Origin of the sequence: Microvirga aerilata, from assembly GCF_016743775.1 — a bacterium.
Classification (GTDB): domain Bacteria; phylum Pseudomonadota; class Alphaproteobacteria; order Rhizobiales; family Beijerinckiaceae; genus Microvirga; species Microvirga aerilata.
Genome location: NZ_JAEQMY010000039.1, coordinates 12146 through 37696 on the forward strand (window position 1 = coordinate 12146; position 25551 = coordinate 37696).

Annotated in this window: 17 protein-coding genes; 14 read left to right on the forward strand and 3 right to left on the reverse strand. The window is 64.7% G+C overall.

Annotated features, from left to right (window positions below):
- The first annotated feature begins 1 nt into the window (after position 1).
- From JKG68_RS20480 to JKG68_RS20510, 7 genes are all read left to right on the forward strand, one after another.
- On the forward strand, positions 2–1984 hold the full coding sequence (locus JKG68_RS20480) for a heme lyase CcmF/NrfE family subunit (RefSeq protein ID WP_202063215.1): 1983 nt from the start codon (positions 2–4) through the stop codon (positions 1982–1984).
- Positions 1985–1987: 3 nt separating this feature from the next.
- A complete protein-coding gene (locus JKG68_RS20485; protein WP_202063216.1) occupies positions 1988–2452 on the forward strand; it encodes a cytochrome c-type biogenesis protein in 465 nt (154 codons plus the stop codon).
- 106 nt (positions 2453–2558) lie between these two features.
- Entirely contained in the window at positions 2559–3764 is a 1206-nt protein-coding gene (locus JKG68_RS20490) for a S1C family serine protease (RefSeq protein WP_202063217.1), read from the forward strand.
- Between the two features lie 138 nt (positions 3765–3902).
- On the forward strand, positions 3903–4601 hold the full coding sequence (locus JKG68_RS20495; protein ID WP_202063218.1) for a winged helix-turn-helix domain-containing protein: 699 nt from the start codon (positions 3903–3905) through the stop codon (positions 4599–4601).
- Positions 4602–4611: 10 nt separating this feature from the next.
- On the forward strand, positions 4612–6045 hold the full coding sequence (locus tag JKG68_RS20500; protein WP_202063219.1) for a HAMP domain-containing sensor histidine kinase: 1434 nt from the start codon (positions 4612–4614) through the stop codon (positions 6043–6045).
- 184 nt (positions 6046–6229) lie between these two features.
- Positions 6230–9187, forward strand: coding sequence for a bifunctional [glutamine synthetase] adenylyltransferase/[glutamine synthetase]-adenylyl-L-tyrosine phosphorylase (locus JKG68_RS20505; RefSeq protein ID WP_202063220.1), 2958 nt, complete (start codon positions 6230–6232; stop codon positions 9185–9187).
- Positions 9188–9716: 529 nt separating this feature from the next.
- Positions 9717–11933 carry a calcium-binding protein gene (locus tag JKG68_RS20510; protein ID WP_202063221.1) on the forward strand — a complete coding sequence of 739 codons (2217 nt, stop codon included), beginning with the start codon at positions 9717–9719 and terminating at the stop codon, positions 11931–11933.
- Between the two features lie 87 nt (positions 11934–12020).
- Here the strand turns inward: JKG68_RS20510 and JKG68_RS20515 are convergent, their stop codons facing one another.
- Positions 12021–14237, reverse strand: coding sequence for a PAS domain-containing sensor histidine kinase (locus JKG68_RS20515; RefSeq protein ID WP_246515667.1), 2217 nt, complete (start codon positions 14235–14237; stop codon positions 12021–12023).
- Positions 14238–14540: 303 nt separating this feature from the next.
- Positions 14541–17192: an aminopeptidase N gene (gene pepN, locus JKG68_RS20520; protein WP_202063223.1), complete on the reverse strand. Its 2652-nt coding sequence runs from the start codon at positions 17190–17192 to the stop codon at positions 14541–14543.
- 192 nt (positions 17193–17384) lie between these two features.
- On the opposite strand from pepN, the gene JKG68_RS20525 reads away from it, so the two are divergent.
- The 7 genes from JKG68_RS20525 (at position 17385) to ybaK (ending at position 24702) form a co-directional block, all read left to right on the forward strand.
- Positions 17385–17825: a VOC family protein gene (locus tag JKG68_RS20525; RefSeq protein WP_202063224.1), complete on the forward strand. Its 441-nt coding sequence runs from the start codon at positions 17385–17387 to the stop codon at positions 17823–17825.
- 153 nt (positions 17826–17978) lie between these two features.
- Positions 17979–19460: a xanthine dehydrogenase small subunit gene (xdhA, locus tag JKG68_RS20530; RefSeq protein WP_202063225.1), complete on the forward strand. Its 1482-nt coding sequence runs from the start codon at positions 17979–17981 to the stop codon at positions 19458–19460.
- A 4-nt stretch (positions 19461–19464) separates the two neighbouring features.
- Positions 19465–21795: a xanthine dehydrogenase molybdopterin binding subunit gene (gene xdhB, locus JKG68_RS20535; RefSeq protein WP_202063226.1), complete on the forward strand. Its 2331-nt coding sequence runs from the start codon at positions 19465–19467 to the stop codon at positions 21793–21795.
- Positions 21792–22721, forward strand: coding sequence for a xanthine dehydrogenase accessory protein XdhC (gene xdhC, locus JKG68_RS20540; RefSeq protein ID WP_202063227.1), 930 nt, complete (start codon positions 21792–21794; stop codon positions 22719–22721). Before xdhB ends, xdhC begins: the two co-directional genes overlap by 4 nt.
- Before the next feature lie 273 nt (positions 22722–22994).
- Positions 22995–23480, forward strand: coding sequence for a nucleoside deaminase (locus JKG68_RS20545; RefSeq protein WP_202063228.1), 486 nt, complete (start codon positions 22995–22997; stop codon positions 23478–23480).
- Between the two features lie 73 nt (positions 23481–23553).
- Entirely contained in the window at positions 23554–24204 is a 651-nt protein-coding gene (locus tag JKG68_RS20550) for an urease accessory protein UreE (protein ID WP_202063229.1), read from the forward strand.
- Between the two features lie 27 nt (positions 24205–24231).
- Positions 24232–24702, forward strand: coding sequence for a Cys-tRNA(Pro) deacylase (gene ybaK / locus JKG68_RS20555; RefSeq protein WP_202063230.1), 471 nt, complete (start codon positions 24232–24234; stop codon positions 24700–24702).
- A 13-nt stretch (positions 24703–24715) separates the two neighbouring features.
- Here ybaK and JKG68_RS20560 read toward each other — a convergent pair whose 3' ends face one another.
- Entirely contained in the window at positions 24716–25504 is a 789-nt protein-coding gene (locus JKG68_RS20560) for a phospholipase A2 family protein (RefSeq protein WP_202063231.1), read from the reverse strand.
- Positions 25505–25551 lie beyond the last annotated feature (47 nt).

Below are 25551 nucleotides of genomic sequence, written 5' to 3' on the forward strand. Positions count from 1 at the left end.
CGTGTTGGTCGAGGCCGGACATTTTGCGCTCGCGCTGGCGCTAGGGTTGTCTCTGATCCAATTCGTCGTGCCGCTCTGGGGCGCACGGGCCAACGATCCGGTTCTGATGGCCGTCGCGCCCACGAGCGCGCTCGCCGTGCTCGGCTGCCTCGCCTTCTCGTTCCTGGCCCTGACCTTTGCGTATGTGAGTTCCGACTTCTCGGTGCTGAACGTGCTGCAGAACTCGCACTCGGCCAAGCCGCTGATCTACAAGATCTCGGGCGTGTGGGGAAACCATGAGGGCTCCATGCTCCTGTGGGTGCTGATCCTGGCCCTGTTCGGAGGGGTGGTGGCCGTGTCCCGCAACACCATTCCCATGCGGCTCCAGGCGAACACGCTTGCGGTGCAGGCGGCCGTCACCATCGCATTCCTGCTCTTCATCCTCACGACCTCGAATCCCTTCACGCGGGTCGTTCCGGCGCCTGCGGAGGGGCAGGACCTCAATCCGCTGCTCCAGGATCCCGGCCTCGCGATCCATCCGCCGCTTCTCTACATCGGCTATGTGGGCTTCTCGATCTCCTTCGCGTTCGCCTGCGCGGCGCTCATCGACGGGCGCATCGATGCTGTCTGGGCCCGAATCGTTCGCCCCTGGACGCTGGGCGCCTGGGCTTTCCTGACGCTGGGCATCGCCATGGGCTCCTACTGGGCCTATTACGAGCTCGGCTGGGGCGGCTGGTGGTTCTGGGATCCGGTCGAGAACGCATCGCTCATGCCATGGCTTGCCGGCACCGCCCTGATGCACTCCACCGTGGTGATGGAAAAGCGCGATGCCCTGAAGGTCTGGACCATCCTGCTCGCCATCCTGACCTTCTCCCTGTCGCTCCTCGGCACCTTCCTGGTGCGCTCCGGCGTGCTGACCTCGGTGCATTCCTTCGCCGTGGACCCTGAGCGCGGCACCTTCATTCTCGGCATTCTCATCCTGTTCATCGGCGGCTCCCTGGCGCTGTTCGCCTGGCGCGCGCCGATGCTGAGGCAGGGCGGCCTGTTCGCGCCGGTTTCCCGCGAGGGAGCTCTGGTCCTGAACAACCTGTTTCTCGCCACCGCCTGCGCCACCGTGTTCATCGGCACGCTCTATCCCCTGGCGCTGGAGGTGCTGACGGGGGAGAAGATCTCCGTCGGCGCGCCGTTCTTCAACTTCACCTTCCTGCCGCTGATCGTTCCGCTCCTGCTGCTTCTGCCGCTTGGCCAGACGCTCGCCTGGAAGAGGGGCAACTTCCTCGGCACGGCCCAGCGCCTTTATGCGGTGTTCGGTCTGTCGCTGGTGGCAACGGTCGCGATGTTCGCCTTCACCTACGACGGGCCGGTCGCTGCCCCAATTGGCGTAGGCCTCGGCGTCTACCTGATCCTCGGATCCCTCAACGAGATCGTCACCCGTTCCTGGTCCAAGGGGAACTCCCTGGCCGTCGCCTGGCGCAAGGCGAGCGGCCTGCCGCGCTCCGCCTGGGGCACGTCGATTGCCCATGCGGGCGTTGGGCTGACGGTGATCGGTATTGCGGCGACCGCCTGGGGCGTCGAGGGGCTCGGCACTCTCAAAACCGGCGAGCGTCTCAAGGCCGGCGCTTACGAGGCCCGGCTCGAGCGCGTCGTCCCGCGGGTCGAGGCGAATTATCGGGAGGATGCCGCCACCCTGACGATCTTCCGCAACGGGCAGGAACTCGGCACCGTGGACAGCATGAAGCGTCTTTACGTGACCCGCGGCATGCCGACGACGGAAGCCGGCATCATGACGGTCGGCCTCGGCCAGGTTTATGCGAGCCTCGGCGAGATCCAGCCGGACGGCTCCGTGGGCGTGATGCTGTACCACAAGCCCCTGGTTCTGCTGATCTGGCTCGGATCCGTCGTGATGGCGGCCGGCGGGGCCCTGTCGCTCACGGACCGGCGCCTGCGCATCGGTGCTCCGGTTCGCGCGAAGGTCGGGCCTGCCGCACCGGTGCCGGCGGAGTAGGCCATGCGCTTCGTCCTGGCTCTCATCGCCGCCCTTCTGTTCAGCGGCTCCGCCTTCGCCGTCCAGCCGGATGAGGTGCTGAAGGATCCGGCGCTCGAGAGGCGCGCGCGCCAGATCTCGACGGGCCTGCGCTGCCTGGTCTGCCAGAACCAGTCCATCGACGATTCCGACGCGCAGCTCGCCAAGGACCTGCGCCTCCTGGTGCGCGAGCGCCTGGTCGCCGGGGACACGGACCAGGAGGTCGAGGCTTTTCTCGTTCAGCGCTATGGCGAGTTCGTGCTGCTCAAGCCCACCTTCGGTGCTCACACCTTGCTGCTGTGGCTGACTCCGGCCCTGGTCCTGGTGCTCGGCGGGATCGGCGCCTACGCGGCGATGCGACGGCGCCCCCAAGCCAGCGCGGCCGCGCTCGACGATGACGAGCGCAAGGCACTGGAGGCTTTGCTGCAGCGGGACCGATCCGCTTCCTGAGCAAACCTTACCAAGATTTCATCTCCGGGTGAGGGTACCGTAACGCGCCCATCCCTATCTTGCTCTCATGACGAACCGAGAAGGGTTCATCCAGGAGAGACAAGACATGTTGGACAAGGTTTCCACTCCCGTCCGCAAGCGCACCGCGAAATGGCTCGGCGCTGCGGCCGTTGCCGCCCTGATCGCCGGCGGCGCCGTCGAGAGCGGTCTGGTTGCCCCCAATGCCGCCCATGCGGAACTGCGCTCCATGGCGCAGCCGGTGCAGGGCGGGCCTTCCTTCGCCGATGTGATCGAGCGGGTGAAGCCCGCCGTCGTGGCCGTGAAGGTCAAGGTCCAGAACGTGGCCGACCGCAACAACGACGATGACGGCCAGCAGTTCTCGATGCCCGATCTGCCCCCGGGCCATCCGATGGAGCGTTTCTTCCGCCAGTTCCGCGATGGCGAGCGTGGCGATCGCGGCCAGCGCCGTGAGCGGCCGCGCCAGTTCGGGCAGTCGCTCGGCTCTGGCTTCTTCATCTCAGCCGACGGCTACGTCGTGACCAACAATCACGTGGTCGACAACGCCTCCGAGGTGCAGGTCACCATGGATGACGGCAAGACGCTCGACGCCAAGGTCGTGGGCACGGATCCGAAGACCGACCTCGCCCTCCTGAAGGTGGAAGGCAGCGACTTCCCCTACGTGCGAATGGCGGGCCAGAAGGCGCGGATCGGCGATTGGGTGGTGGCCATCGGCAACCCGTTCGGCCTCGGCGGCACGGTCACGGCCGGCATCGTCTCGGCCCAGCACCGGGACATCGGCGCAGGCCCCTACGACGACTTCATCCAGATCGACGCCTCGGTGAACAGGGGCAATTCCGGCGGCCCGACCTTCAACCTGTCCGGTGAGGTCGTGGGCGTGAACACGGCGATCTTCTCGCCGTCCGGCGGCAATGTGGGCATCGCGTTCGCCATTCCGGCAAGCACGGTCGAGACCGTCGTGGCCTCCCTGAAGGACAAGGGCTCCGTGACCCGCGGCTTCATCGGCGTGCAGATGCAGCCGGTGACCAAGGAGATCGCGGAAGCCATCGGCCTGAAGGAGCCCAAGGGCGCCCTCGTGGCAGAGGCCATGAAGGACGGTCCTGCCGCCAAGGCCGGCGTCAAGACGGGCGACACCATCATCGCCGTCGACGGGCAGCCCATCGCCGAGGCCAAGGACCTGTCCCGCAAGGTGGCCAACGTCGCCCCGGGCAAGACCGTGTCGCTCACCCTCTGGCGTGAGGGCAAGGAGCGGACCGTGACCCTCGAGGTCGCGAGCCAGCCCAAGGGCGTCTGATCCTTCAAAACGGAGTAGGACGCCAGAGCTTTAGTGTTGATTGCCCCCGACACCTGGTGTCTTCTGCCCACGGCAGGCTGGCCTTTCCCCTCCAGGGCCGGCCTGCCGTCGGGCTTTTTCGTGCGTGACAGTAGGCTTATGCGGATTCTGATCATCGAGGACGACAAAGAGGCGGCCTCCTACCTCGTCAAGGCGTTTCGCGAGGCAGGCCATGTGGCCGATCATGCCGCCGACGGCCTCGACGGCTACGCCATGGCGGAGGCAGGGGATTACGACGTGCTCGTGGTCGACCGCATGCTGCCCAAGCTCGATGGTCTCTCCCTGATCCGCTCCCTGCGCGAGCAGAAGGTCGAGACGCCCGTTCTCATCCTCTCGGCCCTCGGCCAGGTCGACGACCGGGTCAAGGGTCTTCGCGCGGGCGGCGACGATTACCTCCCCAAACCTTACGCTTTTTCCGAACTCCTGGCCCGCGTGGAGGTTCTCTCGCGCCGCCGGGCGTCGGCTCCCAACGCGGAGCCGACGGTCTACCGGATCGCGGATCTCGAACTCGACCGCCTGTCGCATCGCGTCACGCGCTCGGGGCAGGAGATCGTGCTGCAGCCGCGCGAGTTCCGGCTGCTCGAATACCTCATGAAGAACGCCAATCAGGTTGTCACCCGCACCATGCTGCTGGAGCATGTATGGGATTACCACTTCGATCCTCAGACCAACGTGATCGACGTCCATGTCTCGCGCCTGCGCGCCAAGATCGACAAGAGCTTCGATAAGCCTCTCATCCACACCATCCGGGGCGCGGGCTACATGGTGCGGGTGGGCGCGGAGGGAGACGAGGAATGAGCGTGCGGCGATGAACGCTTCCATGAGCGCTCTCGGCAAGCTGGTGCGCACGACCGCGTTCAAGCTGTCCTTCGCTTATCTGCTCATCTTCACCATCTTTGCTTTCGTGGGGCTCGGCTACGTGGCCTGGAACGCCCAGCGGCTTCTCACAGAACAGTTCATCTCCACCATCGAGAGCGAGATCGACAGCCTGTCCAACCTGTACAGATTCGGGGGCCTTCGCCGTCTCGTGAACAGCGTCGAGCGCCGGTCGCGGGCGCCGGGCGCCTTGCTCTATCTCGTGACGACGGAGGCGGGCGAACGCGTCGCCGGCAATGTCGGCGCCTTGCCTCCTGACGTGCTCGGGCGGACAGGCCAGTTCGAGACGCTCTACAACCGCACCGACGAGACGGAGACCCGGCCGGATGCAGCCATCGTGCGCGTCTATCTCCTGCCCGGCGGATTCAAGCTCCTCGTCGGCCGCGACATCGAGGAGCGACGGCGCCTGCAGGAGATCATTCACCGCGCCTTCGGCTATTCGCTCCTGTTCATAGGCGTCCTCGGCTGCGTCGGCGGATGGTTTATCACCCGGCGCGTGCTGAAGCGCGTCGACGACATGACCGAGATCACGCGCCACATCATGGCCGGCGATCTTGGCGGGCGGCTGAAGGTGGCCGGAACCGGCGACGAGCTCGATCGTCTCGCCCAGAACCTGAACGACATGCTCGACCGGATCGGCGAACTGATGCGCGGCATGCAGGAGGTCTCCGACAACATCGCCCACGACCTCAAGACGCCGCTGACGCGCCTGCGCAACAAAGCCGACGAGGCCCTGCGGACGGCAAGCACCCCTGACGAGCTGAAAACCGCCCTCGAGGCCACCATCGAGGAAAGCGACAACCTGATCCGCATCTTCAATGCGCTGCTCATGATCGCGCGGCTCGAGGCCGGCAATGCCCGCGAGGGTCTGGACGACTTCGATGCCGCGGAGGCGGTGCGCGATGTGGCCGAGCTCTACGAAGCGCTGGCCGAAGAGGCCGGGGTCGCGCTGGAGGTTTCCGTCGAGGACGGCTTGCCAATCCATGGCAGCCGCGAGCTTCTCGGGCAGGCCATGGCAAACCTTCTCGACAATGCGCTGAAATACGGCGCCGCAGCCGGCGGGGGGGCTCGGGCCATCAGCGTATCGGCCCATCGGGCGGACGGCGAAATGCGGATCGTGGTGGCCGACCGGGGTCCCGGCATCCCGGAGGCGGAGCGGGGCAGGGTGCTCGAGCGCTTCGTCCGACTGGAAACGGCGCGGTCCCGGCCCGGATTCGGCTTGGGGCTCAGCTTGGCCGCCGCCGTCGCCAGGCTTCATGGCGGGACCTTGCGGCTCGAGAGCAACGAGCCCGGGCTGCGGGTCGTGCTGGCCCTGCCCCTCAAAGCCGCCGAGCTTCCCCAGCCGTCGCTTCAATCGGCCGCCTGAGCCCTAGAGCATTCTCAGGTGAAGTGGATCCGGCTCACCTTTGAAAAGGCGGCACAGCCAAGAAAAGAGCTGATTCCATGTCAATGGAAACAGCTCTAGGGCAGGGCGCCACGGCACTTTTCGGTTGCCTCCGGCTCCCCGGCGTGAACACTCGGGCCATTCGCCCGAACCCGATGGAACGCCCGTGCCGGAATCAAGTCGATCCCTTCTCAGCCGTCTCTCCAAAGCTCCTGTTGTTGCCGATCAAGGGAGGGCGAAGGCGCAGCTGAAGGACTTTGTCGCGCGTGCAAGGGAGGAGCCCCGGGCTGCAGCCCTGTTGGGGCATCTCGACGGCGGCCTTCCATGCGATCTCCTCCTTGGGCTGGCGGACCACTCCCCATTTCTCTGGCAGCTGATCGTCAACGACCCGGCTCGCATGGCGAGGCTTGCCTTCGAGGCGCCCGAGGAGGTGCACCGCGCCCTCGTCGAGAACCAGACCGGCCTGTTTCGCGAGCTGCGCTCCGGCACGATCACGCGCGACGATGCCGTGCAGGCGTTCCGGCAGAACCGCAACACCCACGCATTGCTGGTGGCTCTTGCGGATATCGGCGGCCTCTGGAGCACGGAGCAGGTCGTCCAGGCGCTCTCCGATTTCGCGGATGCGTCGGTGTCCGGCGGCGTGAACCTGGTGCTCACCGAAACCGCCGGTCTTGGACGCATCGCTCTTCGAGATCCCGAGGCTCCAGGCGAGGGCTCCGGCTTCACGGTGCTGGCCTTGGGCAAGCACGGGGCAGGGGAGCTGAACTATTCCAGCGATATCGATCTCGTCATCTTCTTCGATCCGGAAACGACGGTGCTGCGGGATCCTTCCGAGGCCGCAACGGTCTATACCCGCATCGCGCAGCAGCTCGCCAAGCTCTTGCAGGAGCGCACCGCCGACGGCTATGTGCATCGTGTCGACTACCGCCTGCGCCCCGATCCCGGCTCGACGCCCACCGCCGTGTCCCTGTCCTCAGCCTATGTCTACTACGAAACCGTCGGGCAGAACTGGGAGCGTGCGGCTTTCATCAAGGCGAGACCCATCGCAGGAGATCTGGCGCTGGGCGAAAATTTCCTGAAGGAGCTGCGCCCCTTCATCTGGCGCAAGTATTTCGACTTCGCCTCCATCGCCGACGTTCACGCCATGAAGCGGCAGATCCATGCGGTGCGCGGGCACGACCAGATCGCTGTGGCAGGCCACGACATCAAGCTCGGTCGCGGCGGCATCCGCGAGATCGAGTTCTTCGTGCAGACGCAGCAGCTCGTCTTCGGCGGGCGCCGTCCTGGCCTGCGCGGGCGGCGCACCCTCGACATGCTGAAAGCGCTCCACGACGAGGGCTGGATCACGGCACACGCGCGGGACGAGCTCTCCGACGCCTATCGCTTCCTGCGCACCATCGAGCACAGGCTGCAGATGGTGGCGGACGAGCAGACCCAGCGCCTGCCCTCCGACGAGGAGCAGCTCCGGCGCTTCGCCCGGTTCTGCGGCTATTCCAATCTCAAGGCCTTCTCCAAAGCGCTGACCGATCAGGCGAAGATCGTGCAGGGGCACTACGCGCTTCTGTTCGAGGAAGGGCCGGAGCTCGCCTCCGATGTGGGCAGCCTCGTGTTCACCGGCTCGGACAACGATCCCGACACGCTTGCAACCCTCCAGCGCATGGGTTTCCACGAGCCCGAGCGCGTGGCCGAGACCGTGCGCGGCTGGCATTTCGGCCGTCGTCCCGCGATCCAGAGCGCCCGCGCCCGCGAGGTGCTGACCGAACTCACGCCCGCGCTGCTGTCGGCGCTCGGCGGCACCGCCGATCCCGACGGGGCATTGGCTGCCCTCGACCGCGCCTTCGGGCGCATGCCGGCTGCCGTCGAACTCCTCACCATCCTGCAATCCCACGACCGCCTGCGGCTCCTCTTCGCCGATCTTCTCGGCACCGCGCCACGCCTCGCCGACACGGTGGCGCTGTCGCCCCATGTGCTCGATGCGCTCATCGATCCCGCCTTCGGTACGCCCACCACAGACGATGCTGCGATCGAGGAGCAGATCCGGCAGCTCATCGGTCCTCCGCGCGACTTCGAGGACTTCCTCGACCGCATCCGCGATGCGGCGCGACAGATGCGCTTTGTCACGGGAGCAAGGCTTCTCTCCGGCGTTCTCTCGCCAGCACAGGCCGGCGAGTCCTATGCCGCCATTGCGCGCGCCGTGATCCGTGCGTCTTTCGACGAAGTGCGGCGCGCTTTCGAAGCCGATCATGGCGTGGTGCCCGGCGCCCGCGTGGCGATCCTCGGCCTCGGGCGTCTCGGCAGCCGCGAGCTCACGGCAGGCTCCGATCTCGACCTCGTGGTGATCTACGATTTCGACGAGAATGCCCGCGAAAGCACAGGCCCGCGCAGCCTCGATGTAGTGGTCTACCATACGCGCCTGACGCAGCGTCTCGTCTCGGCACTGACGGTACCGGCCCGGCGCGGCCTGCTTTACGAAGTGGACCTGCGCCTGCGCCCACAGGGGGGCAAGGGACCCGTCGCCTCCCAGTTCAAGGGCTTTGTCGCGTATCAGAAGAGCGAAGCCGATCTGTGGGAGCATATGGCGCTCACCCGCGCCCGCGTGCTAGCGGGTAACGAGGCTTTCGGTGCGGAAGTCTCGCAGGCCGTCAAGGACATCCTCACCACGAAGCGCGATCCGAAAAACGTCTTCAAGGAGGTCCGCACCATGCGCGAGCTGATAGCGCAGGAGAAGGGCGACAGCGACCCCTGGGACATGAAGCTTGCCCGCGGTGGCCTCACCGATCTCGACTTCATGGCGCAGGGCCTGGTGCTGGCTCATGCGCACACGCATCCTTTGCTGGCTGGCCTCTCAACCGAGACCACTTTCGCTGAGGCTCAATCCCTTGGTTTGCTGCAGTCAGATGACGCAAGGATACTCATCGAGGCGCACAGGCTCTTCAACGACATTTTCCAATGGCAGCGCCTGACCATCGAGGGCTCGTTCGATGCCGAGAAGGTGCCGCCGGTCATCCTCAAGCGCCTCGCCACCGTTGCCGGGTTGCCGAGCGCGAAGGTTTTGCTGGAGCATTTGGGTGGGATGTGCGGAAGAGTGCGGGAGGTGTTTAGGGTAGCCATGGATGCTCACTGAAGCTGAGTGATCTTCTGGCTTGAGATTTACAGAACAATTGCAACTAGCAAGTTATCTGACGTTTAGGAAATAGATATCTGTAGTAATAAATCTCTTAAAAATACTGAATGATAATAGCCATACTGCTCGAACGGAGAGTTGTGACTCTCAATAGAAAGTAAAAATTGCACCTCAGAATTATGGGGGCAGTTCAATGGCATCAATGGCATGGTCAATATGGGACGATTTTTGCCGTCAGGAGTCAGGTTGCGCAGCGGTGTCCAATTGGTACGGGAGCGGGGTTTTTATCGTCGCTCAAACCCCAAACTCGAGTTCCAATACGTCAACTCCTACCACGCCGCCTGTTTCTAGCGGGACAGGCACAGGTGGCACCGACACAGGTGGCACCGGCGGTTCGGGCACTGCAGGGACGGCTGGCCTTAATGATTGGTCCGATTGGGCACTTTTTGCAGGAATACACACCGTTGCGAGTTATGTTGTCTTTGATTCTGTGTTTTTTGTGGAGGCCTCTGTATTCGGCCTCACGAGCATGAGCGACGCGGCTGCCCCCTATACCGCCAGCATCGTCGGGGCTGAAGCCTCCACCCTTGGCATCATTGGCCGCGGTTACAGCTTAGCCGCCATTGGTATCACCATTCCAATCGGTGCAGTCATCGCCGGATTCCTCTTAGGTCCTCCCAGAGACCCGAGAGAGATCGAGCAGGATACTGACTGGGGTGCCACTACGGTCGGCTCAGACCCTGAAACTCCGGAGAATCCTCAGCCTGTCCACAAAGTCGCACAGTTCGTCGTCGGTGGGAACGCGTACTTTGTGGAAATTCTGCGAGGGACGGCTAAGGCTGACCACTTGGTCGGAAATGGAGGTCTGTCGGGTTTCGAGGGCGATGATACTCTCACTGGTGGCGACAGGGCCGACACCCTCATGGGCGGCTCTGACAATGATTTGCTGGCGGGCGGGCTCGGTCATGACATCCTGACCGGCGGTCTCGGCGCTGATATCCTTGATGGCGGCGAGGGTTTCGACCTCGCCAGCTATGCGCAATCTTCTGCCGGTGTCGTCGCGAACCTATCGAACGCGGCCGAGAACACGGGCGAGGCGGGGGGCGACACTTATAAATTGATCGAGGGCTTTGAAGGCTCGGCCTATGCCGACGAACTCACCGGCAGCTTTCTGAACAATGTGCTTTACGGCAACGGCGGCAACGACACCCTTGAGGGCAGTGTGGGCGGTGACCTGCTATACGGCGGCGAAGGCTACGACTTTGCGAGCTACTATAATGCCTTTGCCGGGGTGGTGGCCAACCTCTCCGATGCCTCGCAGAATACGTTCGAGGCCAAGGGTGACACGTACGACAGCATCGAGGCGCTGGCCGGCTCGAAATACGACGACAGCCTGACCGGCAATGGTGAGAACAACAACCTGTACGGCCATGACGGCAACGACTGGCTCTCAGGGCTGGTCGGCCGCGACTACCTGGTCGGCGGAGCTGGCGACGACACCCTCTCGGGCGGGGCCGGCGGCGACTGGCTGATCGGTGGTGCCGGCTTCGACTCCGCCGCCTACAACACGGCCGTGACTGCCAACCTGCTCGAGAGCTGGCGCAACACCGGCGATGCGGCGGGCGACGAGTACGACAGCATCGAGGGTCTGTTCGGCTCCAACTATGCTGACCACCTCACCGGCAACAACGACCACAACATCATCCATGGCGGCTCTGGTCAGGACATCCTCGTCGGCATGTCCGGCAACGATCACCTGCTCGCCGGCCACGACGACGACCGGCTGGAAGGCGGGGCGGGCGCCGACACGCTCGACGGCGGCGAGGGCTTCGATCTCGTCAGCTATGCCTCCTCCTGGGGCAGCGTGCAGGCGCGGCTCGGCCTGCCCTGGATCAACTCCGGCGGAGCCGCCGGCGACACCTATGTGTCCATTGAGGGCCTGATCGGCTCGAGCTTCAATGACGGGTTGTCGGGCAACGAGGCCGCCAATCGGCTCCTCGGCGAGGGCGGCAACGACGAGCTGTATGGCGATGGCGGTGCCGACACGCTCTCCGGCGGTGACGGCGCGGACGGGCTCTATGGCGGGACTGGCGCGGACGTGCTCGACGGTGGCGCCGGCTTCGACTTTGCCTGCTACAACCATGCCGCCTCCGGCGTGCGGGCCAGCCTGTCGGCGGTCACGGCTTTTGCGATTGGCAGCAGCGCGGGTGAGGCTTCGGGCGACACGTTCGTGTCGATCGAGGCGCTGTCCGGCTCGGCCTATGCCGATCATCTCACCGGCAACGAGGGCTACAACGAGCTGTTCGGGCACAACGGCAACGACGAGTTGTTCGGCTTGGGCGACGGCGACTGGCTGGTGGGCGGCGAGGGCCACGACCTGCTGGTGGGTGGCGCAGGCTGTGATGCGCTGAGTGGCGGCAACGGCACGGACATCTTCCGCTTCGACAGCGCCTTGGGTGCGGGCAACGTGGATGTTGTGAACGACTTCGGCTATGGCGGGCCTGATCTGCTGCAGCTGAGCCGGTCGGTGTTTACGGCCTTTGCCAACCAGGGCTCGGTCGACTCGTGGCAGTTCACGATCGGGGCTGCGGCGAGCGCGGCGTCGCACCGGCTGATCTACAACAGCAGCACGGGTGCGGTGTCGTACGATGCGGACGGGGCGGGGGGTGCCGCCCAGGTGCAGTTTGCCACCATCGGCAAAGGCCTCGCGCTCTCCGCCTCAAGCTTCGCCCTCATCTGGGCCTAAACCCAGCACGCTGAGCACAGGACGAACAACAAAGCCGGCGCTGCAACGCGCCGGCTTTTCTTATTGAGCTCTGGAAACGGATGCGACTTATGCCGCCGCATCCGCCAATGCGATGTCGGCGTGGGTGGCTTCCGTCAGCGGCAGGTGGACGAGCACGATGGTGCCGACTCCCTCCTGGCTCTTGATGCGCAAGGACCCGCCATGGAGCTCGGTGAGCGAGCGGGCGATGGCAAGGCCGAGGCCTGAGCCCTTGTAGCTCTTGGAGAACTCGGTCTCGACCTGCTCGAAGGGCTGTCCCAGCTTGTGCAGGGCGTGATCGGGAATGCCGATGCCGTTGTCTTCCACATAGATGTTCACAGCGTTGCCGGCCTGGCGTGTGCGCACCGTGATGCAGCCGCCGTCGCTGGTGAACTTCGTGGCGTTCTGGAGCAGGTTGACCAGGATCTGGTGCAGCGCGCGCTCGTCGGCCGGCACCACGATGGTGTCCGGGTTGACGTCGACGCTGACCGAGAGGTTCTTCGCCTTGGTCTGCTCGCCCACGAGCTTGAGGGCGCGCTGGATCGAGGCATGCACCTCGAGCGGCTGCTTGGTGAGCGTCGTGCGGCCCGCCTCGATGCGCGACATGTCGAGAATGTCGTTGATCACCGAAAGAAGGTACTCGCCGCTCGAGCGGATGTCGGTGCAGTACTCCTCGTACTTGTCCGAGCCGAGCGAGCCGAAGATGCCGCTCTGCATCACTTCCGCAAAGCCGATGATGGCGTTGAGCGGCGTGCGCAGCTCATGGCTCATGTTGGCCAGGAACTCCGACTTGGCGCGGTTGGCGCTTTCGGCCTGGGCCTTCTGGTCGAGGTAGCGCTCGGCAAGGTCGGCGAGCTGATGCGTCTGCGCTTCGAGCTTCTGGCGCGACTGCTTCAGATCGAGAACCGTGGCGATGAGCTCCTTCTCGGATTCGACGAGGCGGTGTTCATGACGCTTAAGCGCGGTGATGTCCGTGCCGACGGACACATAGCCGCCGTCCTTGGTGCGGCGCTCGTTGATCTGAAGCCAACGGCCGTCCTGAAGGCGCGCCTCGAAGGTGCGGGCGCCCACATCCTGCTGCTCGCGGCGCAGGAACTGGTGCTGCACTTCCGGCGGCCGGCCGAGCGCCATCACTTCCGCATAGGGCTTGCCTTGAAGCTGCGCGTCGGCCGGCAGCTCGTGCAGCTTCTGGAACTTCGAATTGCAGAGCACGAGGTTGTTGTTGGCATCCCACAGCACGAAGGCTTCGGAGATCGCCTCGATGGCGTCGTGCAGGCGTGCATCGGCCTTGGCGGTCTTCTCTTCCAGGCCGCGCTGCTCGGTCACGTCCACGGCGATGCCCACGAGATGGCTCGCCGCGTCGTCAGGATCGTTCATCAGCTCGGCGCGGGCGCGCAGCCACACCCAGTCGCCCGTGAGGCTGCGGATGCGGAACTCGTAATCGACGAGCGACGTGCTGGCGGAGGCCAGCTGCTCGGCCAGGGTGAAGAGATCCTGATCCTCGGGATGGATCATGGCATTCACTTCGCCGAAGGAGAGAAACTCGTCCTGCCGCTCGTAGCCGAGCAGCTCGTACATGGAATCGGACCAGTAGATGCGTCCGCGGCCGATATCCCAGTCCCACAGGCCGCAGCGTCCGCGGTTGAGAGCGGAGTCGATCCTATCGCGCACCTTCTCGCAGACCTCGTCGGCTGCGCGTGCGCGGTTGGCCTGCATCACATAGGCTACGCCGATCCCGAGAAGAACCACGATGGTGGCGCCCAGGAGTGACACGTGCCCGATGGTGCGCGTCCACCAGCCGGACAGGATGTGAGGCATCGGCTGCACGAGCGCGATCTGGCCGGAGGAGGCCGGCAGCGCGCGAACGGTGGCCATGCCCTCATGGCCGCCGGGCAGCTTGATGGTCATGACGCCGGCACGATCCGCAAAGAGCGCCAGGGGCTGCGCATCGCCCAGGATGTCGCTGAGTTTGCCGGGCGCATTCTCCAGGGGCGGGTAGACCGCCAGAATGGCGCCCGTCTGGTCGACCAGCATCAGGGTGCGGCTTTGCGTCAATGCGCTCGGCGGCATGTCCTTTGCCAGCAGCTCAAGATGCGCAGCAGCCTCGACCGAGCTCGCGGGCGCCGAATAGCCTCCAAGCTTTGCGGCCGAAAGCGATGCGATGATGTCGATGTCGTTGATGGCGTCGAAGAGAGTGTCCTTGCGACCGTCCCGAATCTGGATCCAGGCGCTTCCCGCCAACGTGACGAGAAACAGGATGAGAAGGGCCGGAACGGCCAGTCTCAACAAGGGCTCATATTGCTCGAGCCGTCGATATGTCGGGTTCGCGTCTGACCGCGTCACCCCTAGAATCGTACCCGCACGCGCGGGTACGCATGCGGTCACCGCCCCCGCCATGCGATGCTCCCTCCGGAACCATTTTCGTCCTGTTTCGGAGGACGTGCCGCATCTCTCCGAATCACTAACAATAGAATCTTGGGAAGGTGATTTGTCTAGTTAGTAGAACCCGAGGGTTAATAAAAAATTCCCTGCTGCGCAGTGCCCTGGGGAAAGCTTGGATAAGTCATGCAACCTCTTCAAACATATAGGTTATTTAGCGTCGTCACCATCGAGCGTTCGGCTCACGATATCGCCTACATCCCGGGAAAGATTGGGCTTTCTGGAAATCGTCCAGAGGGCCCGCTGAGCATGTTCCCGACGGGTGCTTTCCATCATCCGCCAGGTGCTGAAGGCCGTCAGGAGACGTGCGGCCAATTGCGGGTTCAGCTCGTCCGCTCGAAGCACGATAGAGGCAAGAAAGTCATAGCCTGCGCCGTCGATGCGGTTGAACTGAACCTGGTTCAGCATCGCAAAGCTGCCGATCAACGAGCGCACCCTGTTTGGATTGCCGATTGAGAAGGCCTGGTGCTCCATCAGACCCTTCACCCTCTCCAGCGTGTCATCCTCCGGGATGGCCGCCTGCAAGGTGAACCACTTGTCCATAACAAGCGGTTCGTTGCGGTAGCGCTCGCCGAACTGGGTGATCGCCTCCTCGCGCGCCGCGCCCGGAAGGGTCGTCAGGACGCTGAGGGCGGCAAGGCGGTCCGTCATGTTGCTCGCGGACTCGGCCTGTGCCGCTGCGAGCTCTTCGCCGGCTGCCTGGTCGGCCGCTGCGATGAGGTCGAGAGAGGCGTTGCGCAGGGCACGGCGCCCGGCGCTTGCCGCATCGGGGCTGTAGGGGCCTGAATCGGCCAGCTCCTCGTAGAAGCGATGCAGATGCGCGGAGCAGGTTTTTCCGATACGCCGGCGCATGTCCGACCGCGCCCGGTGAATGGCATCGGGATCCACATCCTTTCCGATCTCCTGCGCAATGTCGGCTTCGCTGGGAAGGGTCAGGACAAGGGCCGCGAAGGCGGGATCCCGCAGCGCATCCGTGTCCATGAAGGAGCAGAGAGCAGTCGAAAAGGCGTCGATCTCCTCGTCTGAAACCTGGGCTCCATTCGAGAGAGCCGCCAGATGGCGCATCGCGACGGTCTGCGCCGCCTGCCAGCGGTTGAATGCATCCGAGTCGTGCTGCAGGAGGACGAGCAGTTCCTCGTTCGGCAGATCCAGGGTGACCTTCACGGGAGCCGAAAAGCCCCTGAAGAGCGAAGGGACGGGAAGCGACGTCACGCCCGTGAAGGTGAGGCTGTCCGCGGCTTTGTCGAGAATGAAGACTCCCCGCTCATCCACCTGCTCGCAGGCCGCCTCGACGGAGGACCCGTCATGGGCGACCAGGCCGAGGACGACCGGAATCGCCATTGCCTCCTTGTTCGGCTGCCCGGGGGTCGGCGGCGTGCTCTGCGTGAAATCGAGGCGGTAGGTCCCGGCCGCCTTATCATAATGGCTTTTGACCGTAACCCGCGGCGTGCCCGACTGTTCATACCAGCGGGCGAAATGAGACAGGCTGCGGCCGCTGACCTCCGCAAAGGCCTCCAGGAAATCCTCGACCGTGGCAGCGGTGCCGTCGCAACGCTCGAAGTAAAGATCCATGCCGCGCCGGAAGCTTTCGTTCCCGATGATCGTCTTGAGCATGCGGACGATCTCGGCCCCCTTCTCGTAGACCGTGGCGGTATAGAAGTTGTTGATCTCGCGATATTGGGTCGGCCGCACGGGATGGGCCAGGGGGCTCGAATCCTCCAGGAACTGGCGCGCCCGCAGGGTTTTCACCTCCGCGATGCGATGCACCGGGCGGGAGCGTTCGTCTGACGAGAATTCCTGGTCGCGGAAGACCGTCAGGCCTTCCTTCAGGCAGAGCTGGAACCAGTCGCGGCAGGTGACCCGGTTGCCTGTCCAGTTGTGGAAATACTCGTGGGCGATGATCGCCTCGATATGGGCATAGTCCATATCGGTCGCGGTCTCCGGGCTCGCCAGTACGTATTTGTCGTTGAAGATGTTGAGGCCTTTGTTCTCCATCGCGCCCATGTTGAAGTCGGACACGGCAACGATGTTGAACACGTCGAGGTCGTACTCGCGGCCGAAGACCCGCTCGTCCCAGACCATGGAGCGTTCAAGCGCGTCCAGGGCATAGTCGGCGCGATCCTCCTTGCCGGGCTCCACATAGATCGCAAGCTCGACCGCGCGGCCGCTCATGGTCGTGAAGGACTTGGACACCCGGCCGAGCCTTCCCCCCACAAGAGCAAAGAGATAGGACGGCTTGGGGTGCGGGTCCTCCCAGACGGCATAGTGCCGGTTCGAGCCTTCGACGGATCCGCTCTCCACGGGATTGCCGTTGCCCAGAAGAACCGGCGCCTCGTCGCGGTCCGCCTCGATGCGGGTGGTATAGACCGCCAGCACGTCCGGCCGGTCGAGGAAATAGGTGATGCGCCGAAAACCCTCGGCCTCGCATTGCGTGCAGTAATTCCCGCTCGACCGATAAAGCCCCATCAGCTTGGTGTTCGCCGTCGGATTGAGCTCCGTTTCGACGGTCAACGTAAAGGACTGCCGCGGTGGCTGCATGATCGTCAGGGATTGCGGCGAGGCCTCGAACTCCTCCTCAGCCAGGGAGCGTCCGTCGAGAGCCACGGCCTTGAGGTTCAGTTCGTCGCCGTCGAGAACGAGGGGAGCGCCCGGGCGCCCGTCCGGATTGGGCCTCACCACAAGCGTCGCCCTGACCTGTGTTGCCGTCGGATGAAGGGAGACATCGAGTTCGACGCTGTCGATCAGAAAGTCGCTGGGCCGGTAGTCCACAAGGCGGACGATCTGGGCTGTATCGGTTCGCATGAAAACTCTCTTGACTGTAATAAAGTTTAAGTTTGGGGCTGCGGCGACAGGCTGCAAGGCTGTGTGAAACAGAGCTTGTTTAAAGTCATCCTTTCTTGAGCAAATCCAAGGCATTTCGGGCGCGATAAAAAGGTACCTCTTGATCTCTCCGGCAAATACGCCATGACCTACCCGAGCGTAAGGGGAGACACCATGGAATACCTTCACACGATGGTTCGCGTTTCGAATCTCGATCAATCCCTCGACTTCTTCTGCAACAAGTTCGGCCTTGTCGAAGTGCGCCGGATCGAGAACGAGAAGGGGCGTTTCACCCTTGTTTTCCTGGCGGCTCCCGGGGATGTGGAGAAGGCCGAGCACACGAGGGCGCCGCTTCTGGAGCTCACCTACAACTGGGACGAGCATGAATATGCGGGCGGACGGAATTTCGGCCACCTCGCATATCGGGTCGACGACATCTATGAGACCTGCCGGAAGCTGATGGATGCGGGCGTGACCATCAACCGTCCCCCCCGCGACGGCTACATGGCCTTCGTCAAAACTCCCGACAACATTTCCATCGAGCTGCTCCAGCGCGGCGATCCGAAGCCCGCGCAGGAGCCTTGGGCGTCGATGCAGAACACCGGCACCTGGTAAGCCGGCACCCGGGGCGGTCGAACCGGCTCGCTCCCCCGGGTGCGACTTCTGGTTCGATCCCCTTCCGTTCGATCCCCTTGGCGAAAAGGCCTTGCTCCGTCATTCTACCCGGCCCACCATAACAAGGCCGGGTCCAACCGGCGGAGGATCATCGTGGTACGAGACACTATCCGCTTCTGGCGGCAAGGACGAGCAGTCGAGGTTTCAGGCTTTCGCCCGCGCACCACGCTTCTGGATTACTTGAGACTTCAGGAGCGCCGCGTCGGCACCAAGGAGGGCTGTGCGGAGGGCGATTGCGGCGCCTGCACCGTGGCTCTGGGGCGGGTGAGGGACGGGCGCGTCCATTACGAACCCTTCAATGCCTGCATCCTGCTCCTCGGCCAGATCGACGGAGCGGAACTCGTGACCGTCGAGGATCTGGCCGCCCATGGCGACCTGCATCCGGTCCAGTCCGCCATGGTGGAAAGCCACGGCTCCCAGTGCGGCTTCTGCACCCCGGGCATCGTGATGAGCCTGTTCACCCTCTACCACGGAGGCGAGCAGGTTTTGAGCCGCGAGAGCGTCAACGATGCGCTCGCCGGCAACCTCTGCCGCTGCACGGGCTACAGGCCGATTGCCGATGCGGCGCTTCAGGCTTGCGGCCGGCGGCCGGACGACACTTTTACCCAAAGCATGGAACAGACGGTCCAGGGGCTGGCACGGCTTGCCGACGGGCAGGATGTCTTCATCGGCGATGAGACCCGTTTCTTTGCCGCCCCCTCAAGCGAAGCTTCGCTTGCAGCCCTCTACGCCCAGCACCCTGACGCAACCCTGGTCGCCGGCTGCACCGATGTGGGCCTGTGGATCACCAAAGGCATGGCCGAGATCGAGAAGATCATCTGGCTCGGGCGCGTGGCCGGTCTCGATCTGATCGAGGATGGCGCCGAGGCGCTCGGCATCGGGGCGACCGTGACCCATGCGGAGGTTTATCCATCGCTGGCGCGGATCGACCCCGATCTCGGCGAACTCATGCGCCGCTTCGGATCGGCGCAGGTCCGGGCTTCCGGAACGGTAGGGGGGAACATCGCCAACGGCTCTCCCATCGGCGATCTCGCTCCGGCTTTGATCGCTCTCGGCGCGGAACTCGAGCTGCGCCAGGGCGAGAACACCCGCACCATTCCGCTCGACAACTTCTTCATCGCGTATCGCAGGCAGGACCGTCTGCCGGGCGAATTCCTGCGCCGCGTGACGGTGCCGAAGCTCAAGGTGGGCGAGGTCTTTCGCGCCTACAAGATCTCGAAGCGCTTCGACGAGGACATCTCGGCCGCAATGGGCGCGTTCAAGTTCACCCTCGATGGACGCCGCATCGCGGAAGCGCGGGTGGCCTTCGGCGGCATGGCGGCAACCCCCAAGCGTGCCAAGGAGACCGAACAGGCCCTGGTTGGCCTTTCCCTCGACGAGCCCGCATCCTGGGGCGAGGCGATGGCGGCCATCGCCCGCGACTACCAGCCCCTCGACGATCATCGCGCCTCGGCCTCGTACCGCTCGACGGTGGCCCGCAATCTCGTGTTCAAGGCCCTGAGCGAGACCGCATCCGGCGAGACCCATGCGACGCGGATCGTCGGCCAGCGCGACGCGCTCCAGGCGGCGGAGTAGGGCCATGAACGCACCCACCAAACCGACGATGGATGCGGAGGCACTCCGCCATGTGCGTCAGCCCCTGCCGCACGATTCCGGCGTCAAGCACGTCCAGGGCTCCGCGCAATATATCGACGACATCCGTGAGCCCGAGGGCACGCTCCACGTGGCGGTCGGCCAGTCGCCGAAGGCGCGCGGGCGCCTGATCTCCCTCGATGTCTCGGCCGTGCGCAGCCTCCCCGGTGTCGTGGCCGTGCTCACCGCGGCCGACATTCCCGGCAAGAACGACGTGTCGCCTGCCTTCGGCGATGATCCGCTGTTCGTCGACAGCGAAATCAGCTTCTTGGGCCAAGCGCTCTTCGCGGTCGTCGCCACGACCCGCGACGTTGCGCGCCGGGCGGTGAAGAAGGCGGTGATGGAGATCGAAGCCGAGACGCCCAGCATCACCGTTGAAGACGCGCTGGAGCGCGGGGAGACCGTGCTGCCGGATTACGCTTACGGACGCGGCGATCCGAATGCCGCCATTGCGCAGGCGCCGCGCCGGCTCGACGGTGGGTTCCGCATCGGCGGGCAGGAGCACTTCTACCTCGAGGGCCAGGTGGCCTTCGCGATTCCCGGCGAGGACGGGGACGTTCATGTCTATTCCTCGACCCAGCACCCAACCGAGGTGCAGCATGTGGTCGCCCGCGTCCTGAACATCCCCGACGCCTATGTCACCTGCGAGACTCGCCGCATGGGCGGCGGGTTCGGCGGAAAGGAAAGCCAGGCAACGCAATGGGCCGTCACGGCAGCGCTCGCGGCGCGCGCGACCGGCCGGCCCTGCAAGCTGCGCCTCGATCGTGACGACGACTTCATCCTCACCGGCAAGCGCCACGACTTCCGCTGCGACTGGAATGTCGGCTTCGACGAGGATGGGCGCATCCAAGGCTATGCGGTCGATCTGCTCGCCCGCTGCGGCAATTCGGCGGATCTCTCCGGCGGCGTGGTGGACCGGGCGATGTTCCACGCTGACAACGCCTACTGGATGCCGAGCGTGCGCATCGCCTCGAAACGGCTGAAGACCAACACGGTCTCCAACACCGCCTTCCGCGGCTTCGGCGGTCCGCAAGGTATGCTGGCCATCGAGCACGTGATGGATCAGATCGCCTGGGCGACGGGACGCGATCCGCTCGACGTGCGCTACACGAATTTCTACCGGCCGGGTGAGAACCTCACGCCTTACGGAATGGAGGTCGAGGAGACGGACACCCTGGTCAATCTCGTGCGCACCCTCGAGCAGACCTCGAACTACCGGGCACGGCGCGAGGAGATCGCTGCCTTCAACGCGTCCTCGCCGATCATGAAGCGCGGCATCGCGCTGACGCCGGTGAAATTCGGCATCAGCTTCACGCTCACCCACATGAACCAGGCCGGCGCCCTGGTGCACGTGTACCAGGACGGTTCCGTGCACTTGAACCACGGCGGCACCGAGATGGGGCAGGGGCTCTACATCAAGGTCGCGCAGGTGGTGGCCGAGGAGTTCGGCATCGCCATGGAGCGGGTGCGCATCACCGCGACGACAACCGCGAAGGTGCCCAACACCTCGCCGACGGCGGCCTCGTCCGGGTCCGATCTCAACGGCATGGCGGCGCGTGTTGCGGCCGGAGCGATCAAGCGGCGCATGATTGCCCATGCGGCCGAGACCTACAACGTCCCCGAGGAGCAGATCGTGTTCCGCGACGACCGGGTCTTCGTCGGCAACGAGAGCGTGAGCTTCGACGAGCTGGTGAAGAAATGCGTTCTGGCCCGCGTGTCGCTGTCGGAGGCAGGGCACTACAAGACCCCGAAGATCACGTGGAACCGCGAGAAGGCCACGGGTCGGCCCTTCTTCTACTTCGCCTATGGGGCAGCCTGTTCCGAGGTGATCGTCGATACGCTTACAGGCGAGAACCGGCTGCTGCGAACCGACATCCTGCACGATGTGGGCCGCTCCCTGAACCCGGCCATCGACATCGGCCAGATCGAGGGCGGGTTCGTGCAGGGCATGGGCTGGCTCACCACCGAGGAGCTGGTCTTCAGCAAGGAGGGGCATCTGCTCACCCATGCGCCCTCCACCTACAAGATTCCGGTCGCGTCCGACATTCCGGCCGATTTCAACGTGGCGCTCTATCCCAACTCCAACCGGGAGGAGACGATCTACCGCTCCAAGGCCGTGGGCGAGCCGCCGGTCATGCTGGCGAACAGCGTGTTCTGCGCGCTGGCCGATGCGGTTCATGCGCTCGATCCGTCGAAGCCCGTGCCCCTGAACGCGCCTGCGACGCCGGAGGCTATCCTCAGGGCCTGCGAGGCGCTGCGAGGGAGGCCGATGGGGTGAGGGTCTGGCGCCAGCTCACCGATTTCGTGGCAAGGCACAAAAGCGCCGCCCTCATCACCGTGCATGACGTGAAAGGCTCCGCGCCGCGGGAGACCGGCGCCCATATGGTCGTGCGCCCGGACGGCGCCTTCCACGGGACCATCGGCGGCGGCCAGCTCGAATTCCGCATGCTCGACATCGCCCGCGAGATGCTGGCGCAAGGGCGCGGGCCGGCGCGGATCGTCGACCAGGCGCTCGGGCCGGATCTCGGCCAGTGCTGCGGCGGGCGGGTGAAGATCCTGATCGAGACCTTCGGGCCCCAGGACTTGGAAGACCTCGCAGGGTTGGCGGAGGTGGAAGCCAGGGATCGCCTGTTCGAGGTGGCGTGCCGCTTTGAGGAGGGCCGGGTGAGACGCGAGGTCTCGTCGTCCGTGGGCGATGGCCCTAGGGCTGGCTGGCGCGAAACTCACGGGGAGGCCCGCACGCCCGTTCTTCTGTTCGGGGCTGGACATGTGGGCCGCGCCCTCGTGCTGTCGCTCGCGCCCTTGCCGTTCGCCGTGCGCTGGCTCGACGCCCGGGAGGATGCCTTTCCGTCGTACCTTCCGTCCAACGCAAAAGCGGTGCGCATGCGGGACCCGGAGGCGGAGATCGCGGAAGCCGAGCCGGGCTCCCTCGTCCTGGTCATGACCCACGACCATCCACTCGACATGGCCATTACGGCGGCGGCCCTGAAGCGGGATTTTCCCTATGTGGGCCTCATCGGCAGCGCCACGAAGCGGGCGCGGTTCGAGAAACGCTTTCGGGAGCTCGGCTTGTCCCAGGGAAAAATCGGCTCGCTCGTCTGCCCCATCGGCCTCCACGGCATTGCCGACAAGGACCCTGCCATCATCGCGGCCTCCGTGACCGCGCAGCTCCTGCAGGTTCGGGAGAAGGTCATGAAAGACTGACGTCCCACCGTCATCCCCGGCGCGCAAAGCGCGGGAAGGGGGGCCTCGGCGGTGCCCGTGTGAGTGGATTCCCTTCCCCTGCGCTGCGCTTCGGCCGGGAATGACACCAAGGTCAGCGCCGCCCTGTCATCCCCGGCGAGCCGCAGGCGAGGGAAGGGGATCCACTCACGCGCCCAGCGTTCTGAATTTCCCTTCCCGCGCTTCCCACCCTCCCGAGGATGACGCCACGGAAAATCTCTCGCCTCCCGCCGCCTCAAACGGTAAATAGGCCCCATGAGCACCAACAAACTCGAAGATCAGCGCCATCTCGCGCGCGCCGTCGAATTGTCCCGCGAGCACATGGAGGAGGGCGCCGGTGGGCCGTTCGGCGCCGTAATCGTGCGTGACGGCAGGGTTCTGGCCGAGGGATGGAACCAGGTCACCTCGGCGAACGACCCGACGGCCCATGCCGAGGTTACGGCGATCCGGCGCGCCTGCCAGGCCGTCGGCGATTTCTCCCTCGAAGGCGCCACCCTTTACACGAGCTGCGAGCCGTGCCCCATGTGCCTGGCCTCCGCCTACTGGGCACGGGTTTCCCGCATCGTTTATGCCAATACCCGGCAGGATGCGGCCGATATCGGCTTCGACGACAGCCTGATCTACGACGAAATCCCCAAGCCCATCTCCGAGCGCATCATCCCCATGGACCATCAGCCGAGCCTGGAGGCCAAGGCGGTGTTCGATGCCTGGGCTGTCAAGCCCGACAAGGTGGGCTATTAATCGGCCGACGGGATAGCCGCATCCGGCAAGGCTTCCTATCTGAGTTCCACCCCATCTTTACCGAGACGAGCCCATGCCCCGCGTCACCACCATCGTCCGCAAGCCCGCCGTGAAGGCCGACCGTATCGTCGACACGATCACCCTCGATCACGAGGCCCGCAACCGCCGCCAGGCCAGGCTCCAAGGGGAGGGCGGCACCGAGATCCTGCTGGATCTCGACATGGAGACCACCGTCAACGACGGCGATGCCCTGCGGCTGGAAGACGGAAGCCTCGTGCAGGTGAAGGCCGCGGCCGAGCCCCTGCTGGAGGTGAAGGCCGAAAACCCGCTGCGGCTTACGCGGCTCGCCTGGCACCTCGGCAGCCAGCATGGCTTGGTGGAGGTGGCAGCCGACGCCCTCTACGTGGAGAACAACCCGGCCGTGGCCGAGCTGGTGCGCGGGCAGGGCTGCACGGCAACCCCGGTGGAGCGCCCCTTCCGGCCGGAGCGCAGCGCCCACCATTGCGACCACGACCATCATCATGGTCACAGCCATAGCCACTCCCACAGCCACAGCGAGAGCCACGCGCATGCCCATGCGCACGCTCATGCGCATCACGACCATGCTCACCACGACCATGGGCACCACAGCCATGATCACGCGCATGACCATCATCACCATAATCACGAGCACGGCCCGGGCTGCGGATGCGGCCACAATCATGGCCATAAGCACGATCACTGATCGGTCCTGAGCCTCGATCCTTCGGCCATGTCCAAGACCACCCGCGCCACGCAGGCCCTTCAGGGGGCCGGCATCGCCTTCTCGGTTCACAGCTACGACTATGATCCGAACGCAGAGCGCATCGGCCTGCAGGCGGCAGAAGCCATGGGGGCCGACCCTGCCAGCGTCCTCAAGACCCTGATGGTGCTGGTGGACAACAAGCCTGCCTGCGTGATCCTGCCCTCCGATCAGGAGGTCAACCTGAAGAAGCTTGCGTCGGCTCTCGGCGGCAAGTCGGCCCAGATGATGAAGCCTGCGGATGCGGAGCGCATCACCGGCTACCACGTCGGCGGCATCAGCCCCTTCGGCCAGAAGAAGCGCGTCCCGACCGTGATCGAGCAATCCGCGCTCGAACACACGAGCGTTTTCATCAATGGCGGCCAGCGTGGATTGCAGGTCCGGCTCAATCCGCGCGATGCCGCCTCGGCCCTCGACGCGAAAGCCGCTGCCCTGGTCTGAGATGGGCTCTACATCAGGAGAAGAAGTCCCCGATTGCAAACTTGTTCGCTACGACCTTGAGCGATTCCGAAGGTATGAGGTAGGGCGCCGCATCTTCGAGCCGATCGGAGACCTCGCATAACAGCTTCTCGACGGGAAAATGAGGGAGGGGATCGATGATGGCTTCGACCGTGTCCGCAAGCTGCGGGAGCGCGTCGTGGATGAAGTCGATCGCTCCATCCGTGAGCGCATCCTGGAAACCCGCCGGCGGGGCCGAGGCGAGTGAGGCGGCAAAGTCGAGAATCGGCTCGGCTATCGCTCTTGCAACCGGGCTGTCCGAGGCAGCCAGCGCTTGGCCGATCTTGCCGAGCCACTCCACCAGTCCGGCGATCTCGTGCGCCTCGGGCGTGACGCGGCCCTCTTCGATGCGATCGATGGCGCCGTGGACGATCTCCTCAACATCGACCTTGAGCAGGAGTTCGGGGCGGCCGTTGACCACGGCGATCTGGTAGAGCATCGCCAGCGCCGCCGCGCCCGCATAGAGATCGCCTTCGCCCCTCACTTCATCAGGAGACTGCCGCAGGATATCTTGAATGAGCAGGAGGTCGGCCTTGGCACGCAGCAGAGTATCCGGCTGATCGTAGGCTTGGTCATGGTCCTTGAACAGCTTATCGAGCGGGTCCTCCGGCTTGACTGTGTAGTTTCCCGGCTCGTCATCGCCGACAAATTTGCCTCCTGACCAGTTGGGGCCGCCGTACTGACCATAGGTTGGGACCGGGATGCCCTCGGGACCTTCCGTCAGTTTCAGCCAATTGATCTCCATGGATCGATCCTCTCCTGAAGCGTCTGGTTTCGGGGCGGTTCAGCCCG

Excerpts from the sequence above, each read along its gene's own strand:
- JKG68_RS20545 (WP_202063228.1), top strand. The coding sequence starts at position 22,995 with ATGAGCACCAACAAACTCGAAGATCAGCGCCATCTCGCGCGCGCCGTC.
- JKG68_RS20510 (WP_202063221.1), top strand. The coding sequence starts at position 9,717 with ATGAGCGACGCGGCTGCCCCCTATACCGCCAGCATCGTCGGGGCTGAA.
- JKG68_RS20550 (WP_202063229.1), top strand. The coding sequence starts at position 23,554 with ATGCCCCGCGTCACCACCATCGTCCGCAAGCCCGCCGTGAAGGCCGAC.
- JKG68_RS20495 (WP_202063218.1), top strand. The coding sequence starts at position 3,903 with ATGCGGATTCTGATCATCGAGGACGACAAAGAGGCGGCCTCCTACCTC.
- JKG68_RS20560 (WP_202063231.1), bottom strand. The coding sequence starts at position 25,504 with ATGGAGATCAATTGGCTGAAACTGACGGAAGGTCCCGAGGGCATCCCG.
- pepN (WP_202063223.1), bottom strand. The coding sequence starts at position 17,192 with ATGCGAACCGATACAGCCCAGATCGTCCGCCTTGTGGACTACCGGCCC.
- ybaK (WP_202063230.1), top strand. The coding sequence starts at position 24,232 with ATGTCCAAGACCACCCGCGCCACGCAGGCCCTTCAGGGGGCCGGCATC.
- JKG68_RS20490 (WP_202063217.1), top strand. The coding sequence starts at position 2,559 with ATGTTGGACAAGGTTTCCACTCCCGTCCGCAAGCGCACCGCGAAATGG.
- JKG68_RS20485 (WP_202063216.1), top strand. The coding sequence starts at position 1,988 with ATGCGCTTCGTCCTGGCTCTCATCGCCGCCCTTCTGTTCAGCGGCTCC.
- xdhB (WP_202063226.1), top strand. The coding sequence starts at position 19,465 with ATGAACGCACCCACCAAACCGACGATGGATGCGGAGGCACTCCGCCAT.
- JKG68_RS20500 (WP_202063219.1), top strand. The coding sequence starts at position 4,612 with ATGAACGCTTCCATGAGCGCTCTCGGCAAGCTGGTGCGCACGACCGCG.
- JKG68_RS20525 (WP_202063224.1), top strand. The coding sequence starts at position 17,385 with ATGGAATACCTTCACACGATGGTTCGCGTTTCGAATCTCGATCAATCC.